General features: G+C 52.2%; 18 protein-coding genes. 8 read left to right on the plus strand and 10 right to left on the minus strand.

What is annotated here, in order from left to right; translation table 11 throughout:
• Positions 1 to 9: 9 nt before the first annotated feature.
• The 9 genes from CRP01_RS19250 to CRP01_RS19290 all read right to left on the minus strand — a co-directional run bounded on the left by CRP01_RS19250 (position 10) and on the right by CRP01_RS19290 (position 10,401).
• On the minus strand, positions 10 to 954 hold the full coding sequence (locus tag CRP01_RS19250; RefSeq protein ID WP_099151724.1) for a carbon-nitrogen hydrolase family protein: 945 nt from the start codon (positions 952 to 954) through the stop codon (positions 10 to 12).
• A 96-nt stretch (positions 955 to 1,050) separates the two neighbouring features.
• Positions 1,051 to 1,920 carry a tetratricopeptide repeat protein gene (locus tag CRP01_RS19255; protein ID WP_143473449.1) on the minus strand — a complete coding sequence of 290 codons (870 nt, stop codon included), beginning with the start codon at positions 1,918 to 1,920 and terminating at the stop codon, positions 1,051 to 1,053.
• A gap of 124 nt (positions 1,921 to 2,044) precedes the next feature.
• Positions 2,045 to 3,145, minus strand: coding sequence for an alkaline phosphatase family protein (locus CRP01_RS19260; RefSeq protein WP_099151726.1), 1,101 nt, complete (start codon positions 3,143 to 3,145; stop codon positions 2,045 to 2,047).
• Positions 3,146 to 3,277: 132 nt separating this feature from the next.
• Positions 3,278 to 3,973, minus strand: coding sequence for a pseudouridine synthase (locus tag CRP01_RS19265; RefSeq protein ID WP_099151727.1), 696 nt, complete (start codon positions 3,971 to 3,973; stop codon positions 3,278 to 3,280).
• Positions 3,974 to 4,079: 106 nt separating this feature from the next.
• Complete coding sequence (locus tag CRP01_RS19270; protein ID WP_099151728.1) at positions 4,080 to 5,078, minus strand: 2-hydroxyacid dehydrogenase; 999 nt, start codon at positions 5,076 to 5,078, stop codon at positions 4,080 to 4,082.
• An 11-nt stretch (positions 5,079 to 5,089) separates the two neighbouring features.
• Positions 5,090 to 5,776 carry a DUF6090 family protein gene (locus tag CRP01_RS19275; protein ID WP_099151729.1) on the minus strand — a complete coding sequence of 229 codons (687 nt, stop codon included), beginning with the start codon at positions 5,774 to 5,776 and terminating at the stop codon, positions 5,090 to 5,092.
• A 216-nt stretch (positions 5,777 to 5,992) separates the two neighbouring features.
• The gene (locus CRP01_RS19280) at positions 5,993 to 6,586 is read right to left on the minus strand and encodes a hypothetical protein (RefSeq protein ID WP_099151730.1); all 594 of its coding nucleotides are present in this window, start codon (positions 6,584 to 6,586) and stop codon (positions 5,993 to 5,995) included.
• 699 nt (positions 6,587 to 7,285) lie between these two features.
• Positions 7,286 to 7,750: a hypothetical protein gene (locus CRP01_RS19285; RefSeq protein WP_099151731.1), complete on the minus strand. Its 465-nt coding sequence runs from the start codon at positions 7,748 to 7,750 to the stop codon at positions 7,286 to 7,288.
• A gap of 134 nt (positions 7,751 to 7,884) precedes the next feature.
• Complete coding sequence (locus CRP01_RS19290) at positions 7,885 to 10,401, minus strand: OmpA family protein (protein WP_099151732.1); 2,517 nt, start codon at positions 10,399 to 10,401, stop codon at positions 7,885 to 7,887.
• A 250-nt stretch (positions 10,402 to 10,651) separates the two neighbouring features.
• Here CRP01_RS19290 and CRP01_RS19295 point away from each other — a divergent pair, with 250 nt between their 5' ends.
• The 7 genes from CRP01_RS19295 (at position 10,652) to CRP01_RS19320 (ending at position 19,791) form a co-directional block, all read left to right on the plus strand.
• A complete protein-coding gene (locus tag CRP01_RS19295; RefSeq protein ID WP_170110449.1) occupies positions 10,652 to 13,189 on the plus strand; it encodes a WD40/YVTN/BNR-like repeat-containing protein in 2,538 nt (845 codons plus the stop codon).
• Between the two features lie 323 nt (positions 13,190 to 13,512).
• On the plus strand, positions 13,513 to 14,166 hold the full coding sequence (locus tag CRP01_RS19300; RefSeq protein ID WP_233752714.1) for a Crp/Fnr family transcriptional regulator: 654 nt from the start codon (positions 13,513 to 13,515) through the stop codon (positions 14,164 to 14,166).
• Positions 14,167 to 14,238: 72 nt separating this feature from the next.
• Positions 14,239 to 15,972, plus strand: coding sequence for a SulP family inorganic anion transporter (locus tag CRP01_RS19305; protein WP_099151734.1), 1,734 nt, complete (start codon positions 14,239 to 14,241; stop codon positions 15,970 to 15,972).
• A gap of 4 nt (positions 15,973 to 15,976) precedes the next feature.
• Positions 15,977 to 17,269 carry a porin gene (locus tag CRP01_RS19310; RefSeq protein ID WP_143473451.1) on the plus strand — a complete coding sequence of 431 codons (1,293 nt, stop codon included), beginning with the start codon at positions 15,977 to 15,979 and terminating at the stop codon, positions 17,267 to 17,269.
• A gap of 49 nt (positions 17,270 to 17,318) precedes the next feature.
• Complete coding sequence (locus tag CRP01_RS42360; RefSeq protein WP_170110450.1) at positions 17,319 to 17,492, plus strand: hypothetical protein; 174 nt, start codon at positions 17,319 to 17,321, stop codon at positions 17,490 to 17,492.
• Between the two features lie 16 nt (positions 17,493 to 17,508).
• Entirely contained in the window at positions 17,509 to 17,889 is a 381-nt protein-coding gene (locus tag CRP01_RS19315; RefSeq protein WP_099151736.1) for a DUF983 domain-containing protein, read from the plus strand.
• A gap of 162 nt (positions 17,890 to 18,051) precedes the next feature.
• Positions 18,052 to 19,791: a SulP family inorganic anion transporter gene (locus tag CRP01_RS19320; protein WP_170110451.1), complete on the plus strand. Its 1,740-nt coding sequence runs from the start codon at positions 18,052 to 18,054 to the stop codon at positions 19,789 to 19,791.
• Positions 19,792 to 19,810: 19 nt separating this feature from the next.
• Here the strand turns inward: CRP01_RS19320 and CRP01_RS19325 are convergent, their stop codons facing one another.
• Entirely contained in the window at positions 19,811 to 20,962 is a 1,152-nt protein-coding gene (locus CRP01_RS19325; RefSeq protein WP_099151951.1) for a serine hydrolase domain-containing protein, read from the minus strand.
• 233 nt (positions 20,963 to 21,195) lie between these two features.
• On the opposite strand from CRP01_RS19325, the gene CRP01_RS19330 reads away from it, so the two are divergent.
• Positions 21,196 to 22,386 (plus strand): tyrosinase family protein, encoded by a 1,191-nt coding sequence (locus CRP01_RS19330; protein ID WP_099151738.1) that lies wholly within the window; start codon positions 21,196 to 21,198, stop codon positions 22,384 to 22,386.
• The last annotated feature ends 40 nt before the right edge of the window (positions 22,387 to 22,426 follow it).

Here is a 22,426-nt window from a genome sequence, read left to right on the forward strand (position 1 = left end):
AAGCCGGTGTTACGACAGATCCACCAACCCCTGTCGCTCCCGATTGACCGTCAGCCGGGTCACATCCGGCCGGGAATAATGCCCCACTACGTCAAAATTTTGCCGTTCTTCCAATACCCGGTTAAAATCCAGTGTGGCGGTGATCAGGCCTTCCCGGTCAAGTACCGGTTCGATCAGCCATTCGCCGTCCGGCCCGGCAATACAGGATCCACCGTTGGCCAGTACCGGGGGTGCCTTTTCCAGGATCAAATCCAGGTGGGGCGTATCCTCCGGAAAGTCTTCCCGCCGCATCAGGGAAGAAACCGAAATGCAGTACGAACGCCCTTCGCGGGCAATGAAACGGGTAATGTCCCGGGTATTGTAATCGCTGCCCGGCCAGACTGCTACGTGCAGGTTTTCCCCCATACCATACAGTGCCGTTCGCGAAAGCGGCATCCAGTTCTCCCAGCAGTTCAGGCCCCCGACGGTAAACTGCTTGAGCGGATGTACGCGCAGTCCGTGTCCGTCTCCCGGAGCCCAGGTCAGTCGTTCTTCGTAGGTAGGTTGCAATTTTCGGTGGGTCGAGCGGATCTTGCCCTGCGGATCGATAAAGACCAGCGTGCAGTAGAGGCTGTGGCCGCCCCGGTCCGCAGGCCGCTCGATGGTGCCCAGATAGATCGCCATCTCGTGTTTGGCGGCCAATTGGCAAATAGATTCCAGATCGCCGGCCTCGATCTGCACCGCATTGCGGGCGTAGTGTGCGTGCAGGGCTTTTTGTACCCGGGAATTGAATTCGGCACCGTTGGTCAGAGACACCCAAAATGGATAACCCGGCAACAGGGCTTCACCGAAGATGAGCAGTTCGCAACGGGCCGCAGCGGCCTCTTCGATCGTGCGCTCAATTTTTTCGAGGGTGGCGGCTTTATTCAACCAGACCGGAGCGATCTGAGCCAGTCCGACGCGGAGTGTATGCATAGATGTGGTATTGTTGCGGGTAATGGGTTAAGCTATTGCTCTGGAAAACAAAACTTCCGGAGTGTGGATCCTCCCGGGCATGCGGGCTATGCTGTATTATATGGACCTCAGGTTGTCGATCATCTGCTTGACCTTGGCGGTATTGCGATAACCTTTCATGGTAGCCTTCACCAGATACTGTTCGGCACTGGCAAAATTCCCCACTGACGCCTGGGCCAGGGCCATATTCGCGTAGGCAACTTCCTGCCCGGGATCCAGTTGGATCGCCTTTTCCAGGAAGCGGATGGCCTCCTCAAATTTCATGGTATGCGTCAGATGTAAAGCACCCAGACTGGTGTACAACTTAGCGTAATCCGGATTCAGCTCCAGGGCCCGCATATAACAGGATTCGGCCTTGTCGTACTGTGCCGTAAGGCGGTAAGCTACGCCCAGATTGGTCCAGTATTTACCGGAGTTGGCGTCCAGTTCCAGTGCTTTTTGGAAGGCTTCGATCGCATCCTGATGGTAATCCAGTTCGAGATAGATATTGCCGAGAATGGCGTAGGCTTCCGCCAGGTCGTAGCGGACAAATTCCTGATCCATGGCCTGCTTGATCACCAATTCTGCCTCCCGGTAATTGCCGTCCTGAAATAGGCGGGCGGCTTTTTCCAGTAAGAGGTCGCCGTCTTCCACCTGGATCACCGGATTGCGGATCTCCGCTTTCTCCTCCTTCTGTAACTGGACAATCTTCTCGATCAGGATCTGTCGCAACTGGTTACGCTCGATATTGTAGCGTTCCTGCATAATGATCCCCAGGTCCTTTTCACGTTCCATATTACTCAGGCGGGCGGCGTACTGCATCAGGTCCGCCTCCAGGATCTGCCCCTGCAGGTCATCCAGGTTGGCCTGCAGGGCCTCGATCACACCACGGATATCGTCTTCCGTGATCAGTTCTTTCAGTTGCTTGGCAAGAAGGTCAATACTCATGAACTCAGATTTGGGATACCGAAAGTGGTGTACGTAAATAAATAACAGCGGTTGCAGTCCCGGCAATTTAGCCCGTTTGCCACACTACTCCAAATGAAATACCCCAGTCCGATATCCGGAGTATCTATCGCTTCAATACACTTTCCAGAGCCGCACCAACCTCCCGTTCGTTCTTATACTCCAATCCCAGGAGCCGGGCGACGGTGTTGGCGACCTGGTTTTGGTAAAGCTGCTGCTCCTGGCTTACTTCCCCCAGCGGCTTAAGCTCCGGCCCCATGGCTGCAATCCAGATCTGGCCTGCATCCGGGATCTCATCGCCGTGGTGTTTCCAGGTTTCCAGCGGCTGCGTTCCCCGGCCGTGGTCCGTAGTGATCAGAATAGTGGTATTATCGGAATAGACCGGATCCTGCTGTACGTAGTTCCAGAGCTCCGCGATGAAGGCATCCGTGCGGTGGGCGGATGTGATGTATTCGTCGTAAGCTCCGTCGTGCGCAAAGTCATCCGTCTCACCGTAAGCGATGTACACCAGCCGGGGATGCCATTGCCGCATGTACTCCAGGGCGAAATGGTGAGTAAACGCATCAAAACGCACCGAGCCCCATTCTTCCGGGATCTGGGTCTGCATCTCGTACAACAGGGCCTCTTTTTCGGATAACGGACCTTCCGGTCGTTCCGGATAACCGGCGTTTACGGGCACTCCGCTGCGTTCCGCATTCACGATATACGGAAACACATCCCAGCTACCGAAAGCAGCGACGCGATTTTTGAAACCCGGCTGACGGTTGACAAATTCCAGGACCGTTACGTTCGGATTATTGATCTTCTTGTTGGAATCAATGCGATCATCATCGGCGAAGCCGCTCAGGATCTCATTGTAGCCCGGATAGGAGAACCACATACTGTTGGAGCAATCCACTTTATTGCCTTTCCAGCGGTTACCGTAAAGCTGACCGTGGGCAGCGATGGTATTCCAAAAGAACGGCATCAGTTTTTTCCGGCGCATTTCGGGCGTTTCCGCCCAGAAATGTTCCTGTAGTTCTTCCGGTTTCGGTGTAAATTCAGGGTGATTCAGCAGGGCGGAATCAATACCGCCGAATACTTCCTGCCACCGCATCCCGTCGAGGGTGATCAAAATGACATTTTCGGAAGTGATCGCTGCGGTCTGGGCCGAGGCAAGGGATTGCCAGCCGATCAGCAGTAATACAAGCACTAATTTTTTCTGCATTGGAAATGGTTTTTTAAAATTCATAATGCCATTTCACTGTCCCAATGCTTTTTCCCCAATGGCGCAAACTTAACAATTAATCGTACCCGGATGAATTTTCCCGGCGGGAAAATAAAGCTTCCATCGAAGAGACTATGCAACGGAAGTATCCCGCCAGTGATCCATTATCTCGAGAAAAAGGGCCGGCATCTCCGCTTCCATTTCCATGTCCGCTCCGGTAATCGGGTGTTGAAAGCGCAGTTTCTGGGCGTGCAGGCACAGCCGGTGCGCTCCGGTTCGATCAGTAATTAGTCGATTGAGCGTCCAGTCGCCGTGCTGGGTATCGCCAATGATATCGTAGCGCTGCCGCGCGCAGTGCTGGCGCAACTGGTGCCAGCGACCGGTGTGCGGGCGGAGGGCCACCAGACTAAGTTCGAGATCGTCCACCCCTTTACTGCTCAGATCGGTCCGGATCGTTTCGAGCGTTTCGTAATCCGTACTGGCCTTTACCCGTTTGCCTTTTTTCCGGTCCAGTACCGGTTCGTCAAAAGTACCGCTGCCGGGGCTGCCCTTTACCAGCGCCAGATAGGTCTTTTCCACCGTCCTTTTTTCGAATTGCTGCGTCAGTTGCCGCGCCATATCCGGAGATAAGGCCAGCAGGACGACCCCGGATGTTTTGGCGTCCAGCCGGTGCACATTGTAGATCCACTGCCCGGTGATCTCCCCTACCAGTTTGGTCAGATAGGGTGCATCGTAGGCCATATGATCGTTTTTATGGATCGGCAGGTCAACTGGTTTATCAACCAGCAGGAGGTGTTCGTCCTGGTAAAGTATTGGGATGTTTGACATCTTGCAAGACTACGCAAAATTTAGGGGATTATTACCAAAGTGCCGGTGAGATCCCACGTGCCCGGTCCCCACACGCGGAAAACCGCTCCCTTTCCAGCCTATAAGCCTAGTCGACCTGCAATTCATTATCGGACTCCTGGTCCGCTGCCCACTGATCGATATTGTAGAAAGTGGTATCGGAGATGTTTTGCAAAGCCGTATCGGTCAGAAAGGCCTGATGACTGGTAATCAGTACGTTCTTGAACGTCATCAGGCGGGCGATCATATCGTCCTGCAATATATCGTCTTCCGAATGATCTTCGAAAAACAGCCCGCTTTCCTCTTCGTAAACGTCGAGCCCCAGATAGCCGATCTTCCCGTTTTTCAGTGCCTTGATCACTTCTTTGGTATCCAAAAGGGCACCCCGGCTGGTATTGATGAGCATGACGCCATCCTTCATCTTATCCATCGCCTCTTTACCGATGATGTAGCGGGTCTGGGGGATTAACGGCAGGTGTAGGGTAATGATATCGGCCTGTTTGCAGATCGAATCGATATCCATATATTTCACTCCATACTTGTCCACCATGTCCGGATCTTCCTTCATATCGAAGGACAGAATTTCGCAACCGAAACCGTGGAGGATCCTGGCGACAATGGCCCCAATCTTGCCCATGCCCAGGATACCCACTTTTTTGCCGTGCATATCGAAACCGGTGAGTCCGTCAAGGGAAAAATTAAGGTCCTTGATACGATTGTTCGCACGGATGATCTTGCGGTTGAGGGCCAGCATTAAAGCCACGGTATGCTCGGCGATGGCGTAGGGCGAATATTCCGGCACATTCGCCACTTTCATCCCCAGGGACTTGGCTTTTTGCAGATCGACGTGATTATAACCGGCCGAACGCAGCGCGACGTACCGAATCCCGTATTCGTGTAACTGTTCCAGGACCGGAGCGGAGGCGTCGTCATTTACGAACAGGGACACGGCATCGTGTTCGCGGGCCAGACCTGCGGTATTCAGATTGAGATTGGTAGAAAAATATTTTAATTCGTGTCCTGCCCGATTGGCTTTTTCCAGATAGGGAACTTCAAATTTGTGACTGCTGAAGATAGCGATTTTCATACAAGCTTTTTTTATTCCAATCGCTCGATCTCTGTCTTAATGTTAGCCAGCAAGCGATTGCCTTCACGATTTAGGTGTTGATAAAAGTGAAGCAGATATTCATCCGTAGCGGATGCCCAGTAAAGGATCTGCCGGAAATCAAAATCTTGGATCAGGGCATTGTAATCGATCGGCTGCATCTGGTAATCCTTCAGGAGGAAATGCTCCATGAGTTTGGGCTTCATGTAGTTGGCGTAATGCCGCCGGTGTTCGCTCTCGTTGGTGAGGAGTTTATCGTAATCCAGATCGTAATAGGTAGCGATCTGGAGGCGTAAGGAATCATTGGTGACAGTCTCCAGCCCCCGGGACTTAAGGGTTTCGTAGGGCCCGTCGTTGGATACCAGGAAAGTGAATCCCCGAATGTAGGGGATCGCCCGCAGTAAACTATCGCTGAGCGGCAGTTGTTGCTCCATATGTTTCAACAGGCGCTTGTAACCCTTTACCCGGCCGTCGAAACCGTGGATATTGAGCTCGATATCCTGGAGGTCCTGTTGGAGTGCATCCCGAAGTTCTTCCAGGGACTTGATCTCCACGCTCACTTCTTTTCTGGCCTCATTCCAGTTGTTAAACCAGATCGCCATCGTGATCCCCAGAAAGATCAACACGAGCTCGCCCAAAGCGTAGCGCCAGCCTATTTTTTTGAAGATGCGTAGAGCCATAATACAATCGGGCTTTGACTCCGGCTAAGATAAGAAACTGGAACTATACTCGACGAAAAGTAGTTTGGGATTTTCCCAAAGCGCTTCGCACTGCATATCCTGATGGGCATTCGTACGCCAGTCCCCGGGGCCACGACGGCCGGAGGAAGCGTTCCGTTCGCACAGATCATGCTACCGTACGACTATATTTCGATGAAAAGGAGCGGATCTCCAGATCTATCCCAGTCGTTTGTTGATCTCATCCTGCAGTTGCCGCCGGAGTTCCTGTTCTTTTTCCAGCATGCGCTTGCGGAGCTGATCCACTTTTTCCTGGAGCTCTGCGTTATCCTTCTTCTTTTGCCTCGTTACGGTATTAGCATAACGGAACCGGCCGAGGAAAAATACCAGGCCGACAGCCAGAGCGGCTATAATGGTCCAGACCAAAACGTGATAAACGGCCTTATCCATGGGAATTCCCAATAAACTCAGGCTGTTCTTAGCGTTTTTCAGCGTAGTGATCTCTTCATTGAGTGTTTCTTCTTCCTTTTTAAATTCTTCAATATCATCCTTTTGGACCTTCATGGTGATCTCGTTCTGCTTCAGGGTACCCTGTTGGGCCCGCAGCGAGTCCTGCACATTCGTCCAAAAAGTATTCAACCAGGTTTGGGGGACCACCTTATAGTTTTGATATCGGCTGGATTCATTTACCAGGTAATCAAATTGTTCCTGCAGACTTCCCTTCGACAGTCCATCCGGCTGCTGGGCATTCACCTGCACCGTCATCCAAAAGGCCAGCGTCAGGACGAGGCCAATTTTGTATCTTCCCTTCATCACGATCCGAAGATTTTATGTTTTCAACAATCAGCGTAATGGGTGTTTTTTTACCCACATTGAATAGTATGCGATAAAGTAAAGGAAAAAGTGCGAGTAATTATTGTGTTAGAAACTGTTTTAAAAATGGTGCTGCCGTTGAGAAGCCCGGATTCTTCTCATGAACAAGGCGTGAAAAAGTGAGCATATCTCGATCCCGCCGTAGGGAAAACGTTAGTTCGGGAGCCTAAGCTACGTGATCTTTTTTGCAAGGCTATGCAGGGAAAAAATGCGCGCTTCGTAAACCAGTATTTATTTTTAAGGCAGTTTCTTCGCTCGACTTTAGCATTTTATGTTGCGTCTAGTAAATAGAATAGGAAAACGGACATTATAGATCAATATATGGCCAGGGCTACGCCCTTCAATGTAAAACTCCTTACTGATCTACAGATATTTTCGCAGCTACGCCGCTTACATGGGTCAGGGCATCGCCCTGAAATATTTGTAGCTGCATGATTGAGATCAGATCGGGGAAGGGCATAGCCCTGGAGATAAAAGGGGGTTCCTCCATCAAATGAGACGGCGAATTCAAAGAGCGATTTTAAGACATCAGGTTTATGATAGTATGTTTTAAAATTAGATTACAGCTTGGTGAGGGCACTGAATCCTATATTGAAAATGCTAAAGTGAGCTTAGAAAAGGATTATTGCAAGTCGGGCACTACCGCCAGCAATCAATAATGGATTTTACCGCTACGAAGATCGCTTCCCGTCCTTCCTTGGTTACGTAGCCGTCTTCCACATCGGAAAGGGCGTCTTCCGCGAAAGCCAGCAGGTCCTCCTGGGGCTGATCCCGAAAGAAAACATCGAGGCGTTCGTGGAATTTATGGCCCTTCACCCCCTGCAGAAGTTGCCAGTTATTTTCTTCCTGTCCGCTCAGCTCGTCCTCCTCTATCCGGGGCAGATCGCCATTCACTTTTTTGGCGGAACGGTAGATCACGATCACCAGGAAAAGCAGGAACTCCCGCTCCTGATTGGTAAACAGGGAGAAGTTCTCGGAAAACAGGTACGCCAGCAGTACCGGCTGACTGGTTTCCAGGTCATTTAAGGCCGTTTCAAATACCGCTTCGGATTCCCCAAGTTCTTCGGCAACCCGATCAATAACTTCTTCTGATACAAACTTCATAGGCAAGATTCAGCACCACCCGGGCACTGGGTTTCAAAAGATGCCGTTGTCCGATCTTTTGCTCTCATCACCTCCTGATCTGCTTAGATCCGGATCGGTGATAGTCGCTGGGACCGGATGCAAACCACTGCATCTCAGTTTTCCAAAATATGCAATTCGATCCTTTGGTTTTTCCGGCGGCCTTCCAGTGTATCGTTAGACGCGATCGGACTGGTCTTACCGTATCCTTTATAATTCACCTGTCGGGAATCTGTTCCCTGGGTAAACAAATAATCGGCAATGACCTTGGCCCGCTGTTCGGAAAGCTGCAAAGATAAGGAATGGCTCAACCAACCGTTGGTATGGGCGGCAATTTCTATGCGCAATCGGGGATTTGCCCCCAAAAACTGAACTACGCGGTCCAGTTCCAGATAAGAAACTTCTTTTAGCTGATCGGTATTAGGCTTAAAGAATACATTATTCAGCAGGAAGGAGGACCCTTTTTCCGGACTAAGCAGCACCAGCTCTCTTTCCTCTTCCCGATAACCGGTATTTTCCGCATTGATGCCCTTGACACCGAGTTCACTTTCATTGTAAGCGGCTCCGGCCAGTTGCTGCTGTTCTTCCGCGACCTGCAGTTCGACCTTTTCTTTAAGCTGCTCACTCAGTACAACCGCTTCCTGCTGACGGACCTGGTAGTAGGCCTCGTTCTGCAGGGCCATTCGGACTTCATCCCGCAATTCTTCGCGTAATTCCAGCCGGACTTTCGCTTCCATATTGCTGCGCAATTCCGATTCCAGATCCTGTTGCCAGGAGGGCATTTCTATCCGGGACTGGCCAACCTCGATCATGGCATCCTCCAGTTGCTGGGCAATCTGCTCGCGGATCTCGTATTCTTTTTCGTCCAGTATTTCCATCAGGTCCGGCTCTACGCTGCTGCGCATGGAAGCCTTGACCTGCGGCCATAGTTCTTTAGCCAGTTCCCGGCCGATGCGCGGCCGCATCTCTTCCAGCATTTGTTCGTGGATACCGGTTTGGAAATCGGAGAAGTTCTTGGCCTCTTCCCAGAGGAATTCTTCCTGCTTGGGAGCACTCTTTTTCACTTCGGGCTGATAGAACCGATTGAAGCGTTTTTTCATATCCGCCAGCTCATCATCCGGCGTTCCGCGATTGGCGTCTTTTTCGGGGATTGCACTTCCTTTCGGGTCCCAGTCGTATTCCGCGGGTATGGGTGCCCGGGTCGGAATGGTATCGATCTCCACCGGCCGGTTCAAGGTTTCGTAGCGGTGACGCAGCGCATCCAGTTCCGGATCGCTGTATAGGGTGCTGCCTAACTGCGGATCGGGCAGATTTTCTTCTTTTAAATAGGCTTCGCGCAACCTGCGCATTTCTTCCAGTTCTTCATCCACCTGATCCAGACGTAGTTTCAGGTTCTGGATCTCTCCGTCCCGCAGCAGATATTCCGGGCTGAACTGCGTAGAGGCCAGCAGAGTGCGGTGGTCCATCTCGGAGGCCTTGGGAGCACCGGTTCCCCGCAGGTACGTACTGGTGGGAAAATGCCCGGGTGCAGCCGCCTGGATGCCCAGTTCCGCTCCGGGAGGAACGACCACGGTAAAAGTACCATCCGGTTGTAACGGCAAATTGCGCACACTGCCTTCGGATTGCAGGTCGAGACTGGTCACTTCCAGGTCACGAATAGACTGGTGATCCTGCAGGTTGATCTTTCCCCGAACAAGAGTCACCGATTGCGGAAGGAATTCTTCCGGCAGGTGAGCCGCGTAAATATTCAGCGAGCCGGTATCCCGGTAAACCAGATAGGCCGGATCTCCGGTAACGGGCAGACTGATGTATTCGTCATCGAAAGGGGTATTGATATTTTCTCCGAGGTTTTGCGGTTCGCTCCAATTGGTCCAGGAATCATCCAGCCGGCGGGCATAAAAAAGATCAAAACCGCCTTTCCCAGCGTGGCCCCGACTGGCAAAGTACAGGGTCTGACCATCCGCCGCCAGAAATGCCCGGGATTCCTCTTTGTTCGTATTGATCACATTTCCCAGATGCAGGGGAGCGCTCCATTGGAAATCTCCTTCCCGGAAGGAAACGTAAAGATCGCGGCGGCCAAGTCCTTCCTGCCGCTCCAGCCCCATGATCAGGATGTTGCCGTCCGGGCAGAGATTGAAGGTGGCACCGTCGCCGATGGTATAAAAATCTTCGATCTCACAAGGCTCGGGATTAGACCAGGAGCGACCTTCCCGCCGGGCCCAGGCCAGGCCTTCGCCGCCCTGCCCGTAGGTATCCTGCAGATAAATAATCTGGTTGCTCGGATCCAGCGCCACCACCGAATTCGAATAAATATTATTGAGTGGCGCTCCGGCGTTTACCGGGCGGCTCCATTTTCCCTGAGCGTTCTTTTTACTTACCCAGATATCCCCCGCTTTATCAAAACCAAAATTTTGGGGATGCCGACGCCGGGTAAAATACAGCGTATTGCCGTCCGCACTGATCAGGGGAGCGCTCTCTTCCGAATTGGAATTGATGAATCCCGGCAATAAATTCAAGCCGGCCGGCAATTCTACTACGGCTTTCCTTTTAATGGGTAAGGCGGGAGCCTGAGGTTGAGCTTCCAACAAGGAAGCGACCCCCATTAAAATTGCCACAAGTAGATTTCGATACATTTAAATCTGAATTTTGGAAAGGCGAAGCGCCGGCAAATCGAAGCCTAATATAAGCTCCGTAAGTTGCTCTATAGATAATACAAAAAAATTACCGCTTTTGGTTGGCTTATTAAGACAAATTTAACGCGAGAAAGGGGAATAGTGGTATATTTTTTCAAGAGTTGTAGTGAAAATGATCGAACAGGCGGTGCTTCCCTCTAATTTGCCTTATATTCGATTTTTTTTAATCCATCCATTTTCCATCTTGGGTATGAATAGAGTTGTACGTTTTTTGGCCTTTATACTGTGTATCGGTTCATTGGGTTTCAATGGCTGTCAGGAATCTTCAGATCTGCTGCAAGCACCTTCATCAGACGAATCAACTCCTCATAGTCCGGAGGATTGGATGTACCGGCAAAGGGCCTATCCCCACGGCCGGATCCGCAAGGATATATACCTGCAGGCCATGCACCAGTGGCAGGCCCTCCGTAATGCCCGAAGTGGTGGGCAACAGGATTGGGAGCCGGTCGGCCCACTGGCGATCGGCGGTCGGATCACCAGTCTGGCCGTAGACCCGACGGATGACCAAACGATCTTTATCGGCGCAGCTTCGGGCGGCGTTTTCAAAACGACTAATGGCGGACAGAACTGGTCTCCCGTTTTTGACGGTGCGGCCAGTCTTTCTATCGGAGACCTCGCCCTGGCGCCTTCCGATCCACAGATCATTTATGTCGGTACCGGCGAAGCCAATGCCGGCGGTGGTTCTCTGGCCTACGACGGAGCGGGTATCTACAAAAGTACCGACGGGGGAACCAACTGGACCCCACTCGGTCTGGAAAACAGCGGCAGCACGGGTAAGATGATCGTCCATCCCCAGAACCCCGATCGGGTCTACGTCGCCACAATGGGGGAGCTCTTTGCCAACAATTCAGAACGCGGGCTCTACCGTACGATCAACGGCGGACAGAGCTGGGAACAGGTCCTCTACATCAGCGATTCTACCGGAGTGATCGATCTGGCGATCCATCCCGACCAGCTGGATATTTTATTTGCAGCGAGCTGGGAACGCATCCGGCGCCCCAACCGAAGGCAGTACGGCGGTACTACTTCCGCGATCTACCGCAGTAATGACGGAGGGGACAGCTGGCAACAGCTCAGCCTGCCCATTGCACCTAACCGTCGACTGGGGCGGATCGGGCTCGCTATTTCTCCCGTCAATCCGAATCGGATCTATGCTTCTGTAGTGGATGGCGACAATGATCTCCTGCTGGGGATCTATCGCAGTGACAACCTGGGCCAAAGCTGGACCGACCTTCCGCTCGACGGCATCTCCCAGGTGCCCTTTATGTGGTGGTTCGGAAAGATCTACGCCGATCCGGTCGATGCCGACCGCGTCTATATCTGCGGGCTGGAAGTGGAACAATATCGACTCGGAGATGAGCAGTGGGAAACCATCATGCGGGGCAGTCATGTGGATCAGCACGTGCTGTATATCGAACCCGATAATGCCAGTTATCTACTGCTGGGGAATGACGGTGGTCTCTACCGGGGCACCGGGGACTTCACTACTACCTGGACACATTTTGACAACTTACCGATCACGCAGTTTTATACGGCCGAGATCGACTTCCAGCAACCCTCAAGACTATTCGGGGGCACTCAGGACAACGGTTCCCTGCGGCGGCGGACGGACTCCGGCCAGTGGGAACAGATCCTCGGCGGCGATGGCTTCGTCAATCTGGTGGATCCTTCCGACCCCAGGTTCGTTTATGCGGAATCTCAGTACGGCAATTTCCGTCGTTCTACTTCCGGCGGCAATCAGTTCTCTAACGGCACTCCGATCGAAAGCCTTTCCGAGAATCGGAACTGGAAAACTCCCGTTATTCTGGATCCCAATACACCTAGTACACTTTACTACGGTGCCCAGCGGGTTTTCCGGTCAACCGACCGGGCCGTCAACTGGCAAGCCATCAGTCCCATCCTGGCCAATACGCCTCCGGGAAGCAATCTGGTATACGGCTCCATTACCAGTCTGGCCGTTTCCCCGGCCAACAGCAGTGTGCTTTACGCCGGTACGGACGAAGGTTCCTTGTTTCTTACCACAAATGACGGCAATGACTGGGAACCGATCGATCAAAACTTGCCCGGACGCTGGATCACCAGTATCAGCGCGCACCCGACCGATCAGCGGGTCGCCTACGTGACTTTTTCCGGGTATCGCTGGAATGACTATCTGCCCCACGTCTTCCGGACGGACGATCAGGGGCAGACCTGGACGGATATTTCCGCCGGACTGCCGGAAGTGCCGGTCAATGATATCGTGATCCGGCCCGACCGCCCGGAAGAACTGTTTCTGGCTACGGATGCCGGTGTATTCCGGTCGGAAGATGAAGGACTCAGCTGGTCGGTGCTCGGGCAGAGCCTTCCGAAGGTGGTCGTGAATGATCTCGTTTACCACCAGCCCACCCAAACCCTCGTAGCCGGAACCTATGGTCGTTCGATGTACCAGATCACGATCGAGGACAGCCCACTGGCCGTCGACCAGCAGGTACGGGGGCTGATCCAATCGGCCCGGGCGTTTCCCAATCCGTTCCGGGAACAGAGCCGGATCCGGATAGTATTGGAAAAAGCGGAAAATCTGAATGTAGGCATTTATCAGTTGGATGGCCGGCTGGTCCAAACGCTGCACGAAGGGCAACTGGCGGCGGGAGTGCACGAATTTTCCTTTCGGGCCGGCGGCAGCGGCAGCTACATTTGCCGGATCATCGGGCGGGAGAGCCGGGCCACTCTTTTGTTGTCCAGATTGTAGAGTCAGTAACACCTGAAACCAGATCATATAACCCCGGCATCGAAACTTTTCCCGCAGGAGCGCAAGTAACCGCCCTGCCCTTTTCCGAAATTTCTGAACACCCGACAGAGGAAGGCCTTGGCTTTTCCGGGCTCCTGAAACGGGCTGCTTAATCGGTAGTTCCGGTCAGAAACTATTGGCCTGTGTGATCCACATCACTATACCGCCATTGCAAAGCCTTTACCTTTGTATCGTAAATGAAAAAGGTTCAACTACATTACATGAAAAAATGTTCATATTTTGTGATTTAAACCCATTTACAGCACCCTCTCAATTTTAGGAATGTGATCTTAGAACAAGGCAATGTTACTGAATTATTAAGGACTTATTTCCCCCAACTCTCCGAGCGAGGGCTACGGGAAGAGATCGCTCAGGTAGGAAAGGTGATGACTTTTTCCGCCGGAGAAATGATCATGGATTACGGCAGTTACATCAAACTGATCCCCTTGGTGATCCAGGGCAGCATTAAAGTGAGTCGCGAAGGAGATGACGGGGAAGAGATCTTTCTCTACTACCTCCAGGGCGGAGATGCCTGTACCATGACCTTTACCTGCTGCATGCGGGACAAACAAAGTGCCATCCGGACCATTGCGGAAGACGATACCCAGATCATCGCCATTCCAACCCGCTACATGGACGAATGGATGATGAAATACCCCACCTGGAAGAATTTCGTCATGACCGCCTACGACCGCCGGATGCTGGAACTGATCGATACCATTGACCAGATCGTATTCAAAAAACTGGACGAGCGCCTGCTCAATTACCTGCGCAAAAAAGCGCAGGCCGTCGGGCAAAACACCTTACAGACCACCCATCAGGATATCGCTGATGACCTCAACGTGACCCGGGAATCCATTTCCCGCTTATTAAAAAACCTGGAAAAACAACACAAACTCGAACTGGGTCGGAACCAGATCACCTTGAAGAAACTCTGAGGCGTCGGCCGCTCCGGTTCGGGATTGGATTTAACAGAATACTTGGTAGACTAGCCAAACAATTAAACTTTTATGAAACTGAAATCTTTCTTTCCCATAATGGACTGGCTGCCCCAATACACCGGGGATCAGTTCAAGGGTGATATCTCGGCCGGACTAACTGTTGGTGTAATGCTGATCCCCCAGGGTATGGCCTACGCCATGCTGGCCGGATTGCCGCCCATCTACGGTCTATATGCCTCCACGCTTCCTTTGATCCTTTACGCAATACTTGGTACCTCCCGCCAACTGGCCGTTGGGCCGGTAGCTATGGTATCACTCCTGACCGCCAGTAGTGTCGGGATGCTGGCCGAGACCGGTTCAGGTTCCTACATCGCGCTGGCCATCAGTCTGGCCCTGATCGTGGGTTTGATCCAGTTCTTTTTGGGGACGTTTAGATTGGGTTTTCTGGTTAACTTTCTTTCCCACCCGGTTATTTCCGGTTTCACTTCGGCCGCCGCTTTAATTATCGGTATCAGTCAGTTGAAACACCTGCTGGGAGTCAATATCGGCCGGAGTCATCACATTCACGAGATCTTGCTCGAAGCCATTGAAAAGATCGCAAGCGTCAACATACCCACTTTATTGATCGGGCTCGGTGGTATTGCCCTGATCATTGCCGTTCGAAAATTCAACCGATCCATTCCCGGCTCGCTGCTGGCGGTGGTATTCGGTATCCTGGTTAGCTGGGGTTTCGGGCTGACCGAAAGCGGAGTAAAGATCGTCGGAGAAGTACCCAAGGGGCTGCCTTCTTTCGGCATTCCTACCTTCTCGATGGATATGCTGGGGACACTGCTTCCGATCGCTCTGACCATTTCGCTGGTCAGCTTTATGGAAAGTATAGCCGTAGCCAAAGCCGTGCAGGCTAAACACAAAAACTATAAGGTCATTCCCAATCAGGAACTGATCGCTCTGGGAGCCGCCAACATCGGTGGTGCCTTTTTCCAGTCCTATCCGGTAACGGGCGGTTTTTCCCGTACGGCAGTAAATGACCAGGCCGGCGCTCGTACGGGTATGGCTTCCATCATCAGTGCCGTGCTGATCATCCTGACCCTGTTATTCCTGACACCGCTGTTCTACTATCTGCCCAATGCGATCCTGGCGGCCGTGATCATGGTAGCCGTTTTCGGACTGATCGATTACAAAGAACCTATCCATCTCTGGCACACGGATCGCGGAGATTTCTGGATGCTGATCGTCACCTTTGTAGCCACCTTAAGCCTGGGTATCGAGCAGGGTATCGGCATCGGGGTGATCCTGTCACTGGCCATGATGATCTTTCGGAGTACCCGCCCGCACATGGTGGAACTCGGAGAGGTGCCCGGAGCGAAAGTCTACCGGAACCTGGATCGCTTTACGGATCTGAAAAAGCGGGATGATATCCTGATCGTTCGTTTTGACGCTCAGTTGTATTTCGCCAACATCAATTTTTTCCAGGAACGTATGAGTGAACTGATCCGGGCTAAAGGTGAGCACCTGAAGGCTATTATCATCAATGCGGAAAGTATCGGTTACATGGATAGCAGCGCAATGCATGCACTGGAAGAATTTGTCAAGAAATACAAAGCCCGCAATATCAAGATCTTTTTCACCGGCGTGATCGGCCCGGTGCGGGATGCGCTGAACCGCGCTCACCTACTCGATGAGATCGGAAAAGATCGCCTGTTCATGACCGTTCAGCAGGCCGTAGATGTGATCGACGGCGAGGGCGCGCCCAACGCGTTAAACGGCCGTCTCGAAAATTATACTCTACAAACAAACAAATAATCCCGTGAGCAAAAATATTATCGTTCTATTGTTACTGGCACTGTCCGGTCTGGGGTTGAACGCCCAGAACAAAACCTCCGAATTCAGTGAACTGCTGGAAAAGTATAAGATCAAACCATCCGTCGGCTTCCAGATGTGGACGACCTACACCGACGGCATGGAGGTTTACAACGCAGCAACCGAAACTTACGAAGTAGCTGAAAACCGTTTGAATACCCAGTTGCGCCGCACCCGTCTGGGCGTTAAAGGGCAGCCGTTTGAGGATCTTTCCTTCAACTTCACGGCGGCGCTCGACCTCGTAGGTAAGGATCTGCTCTCCGCTACCGAAGCGGGCGGCAATAACGGTTCTTCCCCGACCTTTCGGGTCTGGAACGCTTTTGTTCAGTGGCGACTGCTCCCCAAAAAGGAGTACGCTCATCTGGTGGCTGGATATCAGGTATTGCCCATCGGCCGCGAAAGCATCACCAGTGCGCTGCGGAGTACTTCTATGGAGAAATCCTGGTCCCAGAATTACCTGCGCCGTCACCTGACGGGTATCGGACCGGGCCGGGCGATGGGGCTCAATCTGGGCGGCCTGTTCCTCAATGAGCACTCCAATGTGCATTTTGAATACAATCTGGGAGTCTTCAATCCGGTTTTCGAAGCCGTCAACGGCAACTCTACCGGATTGCGGTCTTCTCCGATGATCGCCGGTCGGGCCATCATTCATATCGGGGATCCGGAGTCCCAGACTTTTAGCATGAACCATAAGATCAATTACTTCGGCAAGCGAAAAGGAATATCTTTGGCATTCGCGGTAGCGGAACAAGGAAGAACGGATCTTTTCCGGCAAAACCGGGCCCTGGGCGGTGATGTACTGCTCAATTACGGAGGGCTGAACATCGACGGGGAGTATTATTACCTTTCCCGCAGTTCTTTCGACCTGGATGCCAGTCCGTCATTTGCCACCCACGGTCGTACCGGATACGCCCGGGTCAGCTACGATCTGAACCTTCCCCGGCGGATGGTGCTCGAACCGGTAGCGATGTATTCCTTTTTCCGGGGAGCGATGGAAGAAGGCGCACAGAGTCAGGCTCAAAGTCTGAAAAGCTTTGCCGGAAAGGATGAAACTTTCGATCTGGGCGCCAACCTCTACTGGAACCCCGACTTTAAGATCAGCCTGCATTACACCTGGCGCTGGGGCGATGCCGGAACGGGCGGCGAAGGTGTCACCTTCAATAACTATTTCCAGCAATCCGGTCTGGGAGCTATCCGGCGCGGCAACTGGCTGGGATTGGGGCTGGTGTTGATCGTATAAGGTTGATGATTGGACAATTAGCTGATTAAATAACCATAAAAACCTGATCATGGATAACAACGCGAAGATCGACCAGGCAACTTACGATGCCATTGCCAAAATGATCCACAGTGACACCAGTCCGGTGGGTATAGATGCGAAAAAAACCCACATCCTCATTCTGATGAAACTGGAGGAAATATCCAGAAGACTGGAACGACTCGAACAAAAAACGGGAGAATAATTCAAAAGTACCTGACATGAATAACGATCACAAGCGCTCAAAACTGAGCAGTATACTGGCCCTGAAATGCGCAAGATGTCATACGGGCGATCTGTTCCCAACGGGAAGCTTCAGCTTTAACAAACCGTTCGACATGTACGAAAAATGTCCCCACTGCGGACTCGACTACGAACCGGAGCCCGGCTTTTATTTTGGGGCCATGTTTATTTCCTACATCATTTCCGGTTGGTTTTGCATTCTATTTATCTTATTTTTCCACTGGGTACTCGACTGGAGCCTAAATGCCTCGTTTGCCGTACTATTGGCCATCCTGGCGATTATTTTTGTTTGGTTTTTCCGGTTTTCCCGCTCCGTGTGGTTACACATTGTGACCAAGTACGATCCCAGTAAAGTCTAAGAGACTTTTTTGAAACTTATGCTGCCGGTGGAAAACCCGGTGAGCGATCTTGAAAGCGTCTCTAAACGACCGGAGGTACAGACCTCCTGCTGACCAATAAAGTGTTTCGGGCACGGCGCCGTAAATTTCGTCGTGTTCCGAAACGGAGAAATGACTGTTCTTATGAAAGTAAAGCAATATATTCCAGCGCTGGAATGGCTGCCCAATTATCGTTCGGATTGGCTTAAAAACGATCTATTCGCCGGTCTGACGGTTGGTGTCATGCTCGTCCCGCAGGGAATGGCCTATGCTTTGCTGGCTGGGATGCCGCCTATTTACGGCCTATACGGGGGCCTGATCCCGTTGCTCGTCTACGCTTTTCTCGGTACTTCCCGCCAATTGAGTATCGGCCCCGTAGCCGTTTCCGGCTTGCTGGTACTGGCCGGGGTCAGTCAACTCGCCGAACCTTTCACTCCGCATTATATCGAACTGGTGCTGCTCACCAGCCTTTTAGTGGGTTTCTTTCAGTTGTTCATGGGCGTATTCCGCCTGGGGATCATTTTCAATTTCCTCTCTCAGCCGGTCATTACCGGTTTTACCTCGGCCGCCGCGGTGATCATTGTGTTCAGTCAGATCAAATATGCGCTGGGCATGGATATCCCTCGGGAGATGAATATTCTGGAAAAACTGACCCACCTCAGCCGGCATCTGGGTGAGATCCACTGGCCTACCCTGCTCATCTGCCTGGGTGGGGTGCTCCTGATGATCGGACTTCGTCGCTGGAACCGGAAGATCCCCGGGGCGCTTTTCGTAACGGCGCTGAGTATCCTGATCGTATACATTTTTCGACTGGACCGTTACGGAGTGGATATTGTACAGGATGTTCCGGTAGGACTTCCCCATTTCAGCATACCCATCCTGGGTCTCGAATCCATCAAAGAACTGATCCCCACCGTGCTGTCCGTGTCTATTATCGGAGCGGTGGAAATTATCAGTATCGGTACGGTCCTCCAAAAAAAGCACCGGGACCACACCGTTCGGCCCAATCAGGAAATGTTTGCCACCGGACTGTCCAAAATTGCCGGTGCGTTCTTTCAGGCGCTGCCAACCTCCAGTAGTTTTACCCGCTCGGCCGTAAACAGCGAAGCGGGTGGAAAAACGGGAATGTCTTCGGTGTTTACCGCTATTTTGGTAGCGTTGACCCTCATTTTCTTAACTCCATTATTTTACTATCTGCCCAATGCCGTTCTGGCGGCCATTGTGCTGCTGGCCGTGCGCAGTTTATTCGACTGGCAGGAAGCCATGCGCCTGTGGCGGGTACACCGGAAAGACTTTTACATGATGCTGGTTACCTTCCTGGCTACCTTGTTTATCGGCATTGCCGAGGGGGTGCTGACCGGCGTCCTGCTGTCCATCGGTGTAGTTCTGCTGAAAGCGGCGCGCCCTCATTCCGCCATTCTCGGACGCTTACCGGATACCCAGTACTTTCGGAATACCCTCCGATTTCCGCAGGCTCAGGAAGAAGAAGGGGTGATCATCTTCCGTTTTGATGCCCCGCTTTACTTTATGAATGCCGCCTATTTCGGACAACAGATGGAAGAGATCATCAAGGATCCCGGCCTCCGCCTGGTCATCCTGGACGCCAGTAGCATTACCGATATGGATGCTTCCGGAGCCGAAATGCTCAATACCGTTGTGGATAATATAGAATCGGCCAATATCAACTTTTACATTTGTGGAGTGCTGGGGCCCGTGCGGGACCTGTTCCAGGAAACCGGACTGGTTGAAAAGATCGGGCCCAAAAATCATTTCCTTACCGTCAACGAAGCCGTAAAGGCCTGGAATACGGTGGGCAAAGAACGGGATCGGCAGTGGAAATCCGAAGCGATCCGGACCTGGAAGGAACGCGAGATCCAGAAATAAGGCCCGAACCAGATGCATTTCAATCCGCGGTTTCGAAAAGCTCTTCTTCGATCCACTGCATGATCTGTAACGATATTTTTTGCCGGTCGCAGGGAAAATTAGCCAGCATGACGAATAGGATCTGCTGATCCGGAACGGCGATATAGTTGGCGTAAAAACCGCCCTGGGTGCCGGAATGCCCAACCAGTTTCACCCCACTGTCCGTTTGGGAAATAAACCAGGAGTATCCGAGATTCCAGGTTCGGTCCTCCAGACAGGACAGCGCCTTTACCGGAAGATCGTTTTTTGGTGTCCTTGAGTTTTCGATTACTGCGGCGGGTAAAAATACCGCTGCCCGGAGGGCCTGCTCGTAGCGGGCCAGTTCCTCCACCGTACTCCACACGCCACCGTTGCCCGCCGCCGCAAAAGTCGGTTCCTCCCCGTAGTCATCTTCCGCCCACTGCCCACCATCGCCCTGCACATAGGCGTGCGCTACTCCGGATTCCGGATGGGGACCGTCCGTAATTGTGCTACTGGCCATGCCCGACGGGCGGATGATATTTTCAATAATGAAATCCTGCCATTTCTGCCCGCTCACCTGCTCGATGATCAGAGCCAGTCCGTTGAACGCCGGATTGGAGTATTGATAGTTAGTTCCCGGTGCAAAGTTCAGGGAATCCACCAGCAGTTCCGGCGCCCAGTTCTCCTCATCTTTCGCCGTGAGGTAGAATTCCGGATCCCGGCTGACCTGCCGGTTGTCCGGTAAGCCGGATGTGTGCGTCAGTAAATGGCTGATCTTGATCTTTTGGGCGATCTCCGGATGAGCGAAATCCGGGAAGTAGGCGGACAAGGGATCTTCCACCGACAGTTTCCCCCGCTCCTGTAGTAAGAGGATGCCGTTGGAGACGAATGTTTTGGAAATGGAGCCCAGGTTGAACAGGGTTTTCGTTGTAATGACTTCCCCCGTTTCCAGATTGGCCGTACCGTAACCTTCGGAAAACACCACTTCGTCGTTTTTCAGGATCAGTACGGCACCTCCCGGTCCGCCGGCACCGAGTTCTTCGGTGAGGAGATCATTTACTTTTTCCGCAAAAGAGGATGTGGATTCTCCTGCATTACACGCTAAAAGAGAAAGAACGATACCGACGGTCGTTCCTATACCTATTGAAAAAAAGAGTTTTCTAAGCTGCATCGGACGGATCATTTTTGAAGATTTCGGCACCGGGGATTTTCAAATCACCTCAGGAACCCGGCTGACCGACACAAGATATTAAGAGTAGAACGGAAATCAGAAAGCAGCTACTACCTTTAAACTATTGCCCGGTTCACAGACCAATTTTATATCTTGGCTTTTGTATTCCGACACTAAAACAGATCAGTCCGGATACAGCAATACCATTACCCGTTCACTAACTAAACCTTAAGATGCATTTACTACCCAACTCCCTGCCCGGCAGGCTCTGCGCGATCCTGCTGGTTACGGTATTCTTTACCGCCTGCAATTCAAAGGATGATATCGAGTTACCCGATAACAATATCCGCATTCGGAAAAATGCCAAGGACCTGAGTTCCCAGGAAATGGCCGATTATGTCGACGCCATCCTGACGCTCAAAGCAACTCCTTCGCCCTATTCGGATACCTTGTCCTACTACGACCAGTTTGTACGATGGCACCAAATGGCGGTAGAAAAGAAACTCTGTACTACTTTTGGAGTGGCCCACGCCAATCCCGCTTTCCCGGCCTGGCACCGGAAATTGCTGATCCTTTACGAAGATGCACTGCGGGAAGTCAGCGGTCTGGATGTGGCCCTCCCCTACTGGGACTGGACCGATCAGGCCAGTACCGATGCGGTATTTTCGCCCCAGTTAATGGGCGGTAACGGCGATCCCAATGAGGAATACGCCGTAATGGACGGCCCCTTTCGCAAGGACAACTGGACCGTCAATCTCTTTACCATCCGCACGAATTACATCGGGCTTAATCCACATCCCTGGCTGGTCCGCAATTTTGGTGCAACGCTGCCCGGACCGGACTACCCCGGTTATCCGGTCAGTCTGCCCACGATCGCCGATATTAACGGTTGTCTCGATATTGAGACCTATGACGTTGAGCCCTGGGGTTGCGGTGACGGTCGCCAACAGGAATCCTTCCGCTTTTGCCTAGAAGGCTTTCTGCAACTGACCTGCGACGGAGCCCAGGCGATGCACAATATCGGCCACGATTGGGTAGCCGGTTTTTTTGAGGTCCCCGTGGATACCGTAAAAATGCTGCCGGTACAAGCCGTTAATTCCTTTTGCGATTCGATCATGACGGGAACGGTGCCCAATAATATCCGGGTGGGCTCCATGGAACCACTGGATGTTTCGCCCAATGATCCGGCATTTTTTATGCATCATTGCAATGTGGACCGCATCTGGTACGAATGGCAGCAGATCCCCGGCAATGAAAGAAAATACGAGCCCGTTTCCGGCGCTCCCAATGGCTACAACCTCACCGATGAGATGTATCCATTCGATCTGCCGCAGTTTCAGAACCGGGGCAGCATGAACCGCCACGGACTAACTCCGGAAAGTATGCTGAGCACGACCGATCTGGGTTATGATTATGAGCTCTGAGCCGCTGCCGGATAAAAGATTTTAAGACTAGAAGCAACAT

This window comes from Flavilitoribacter nigricans DSM 23189 = NBRC 102662 (genome assembly GCF_002646595.1).
In the GTDB taxonomy this organism is placed as follows: domain Bacteria; phylum Bacteroidota; class Bacteroidia; order Chitinophagales; family Saprospiraceae; genus Flavilitoribacter; species Flavilitoribacter nigricans.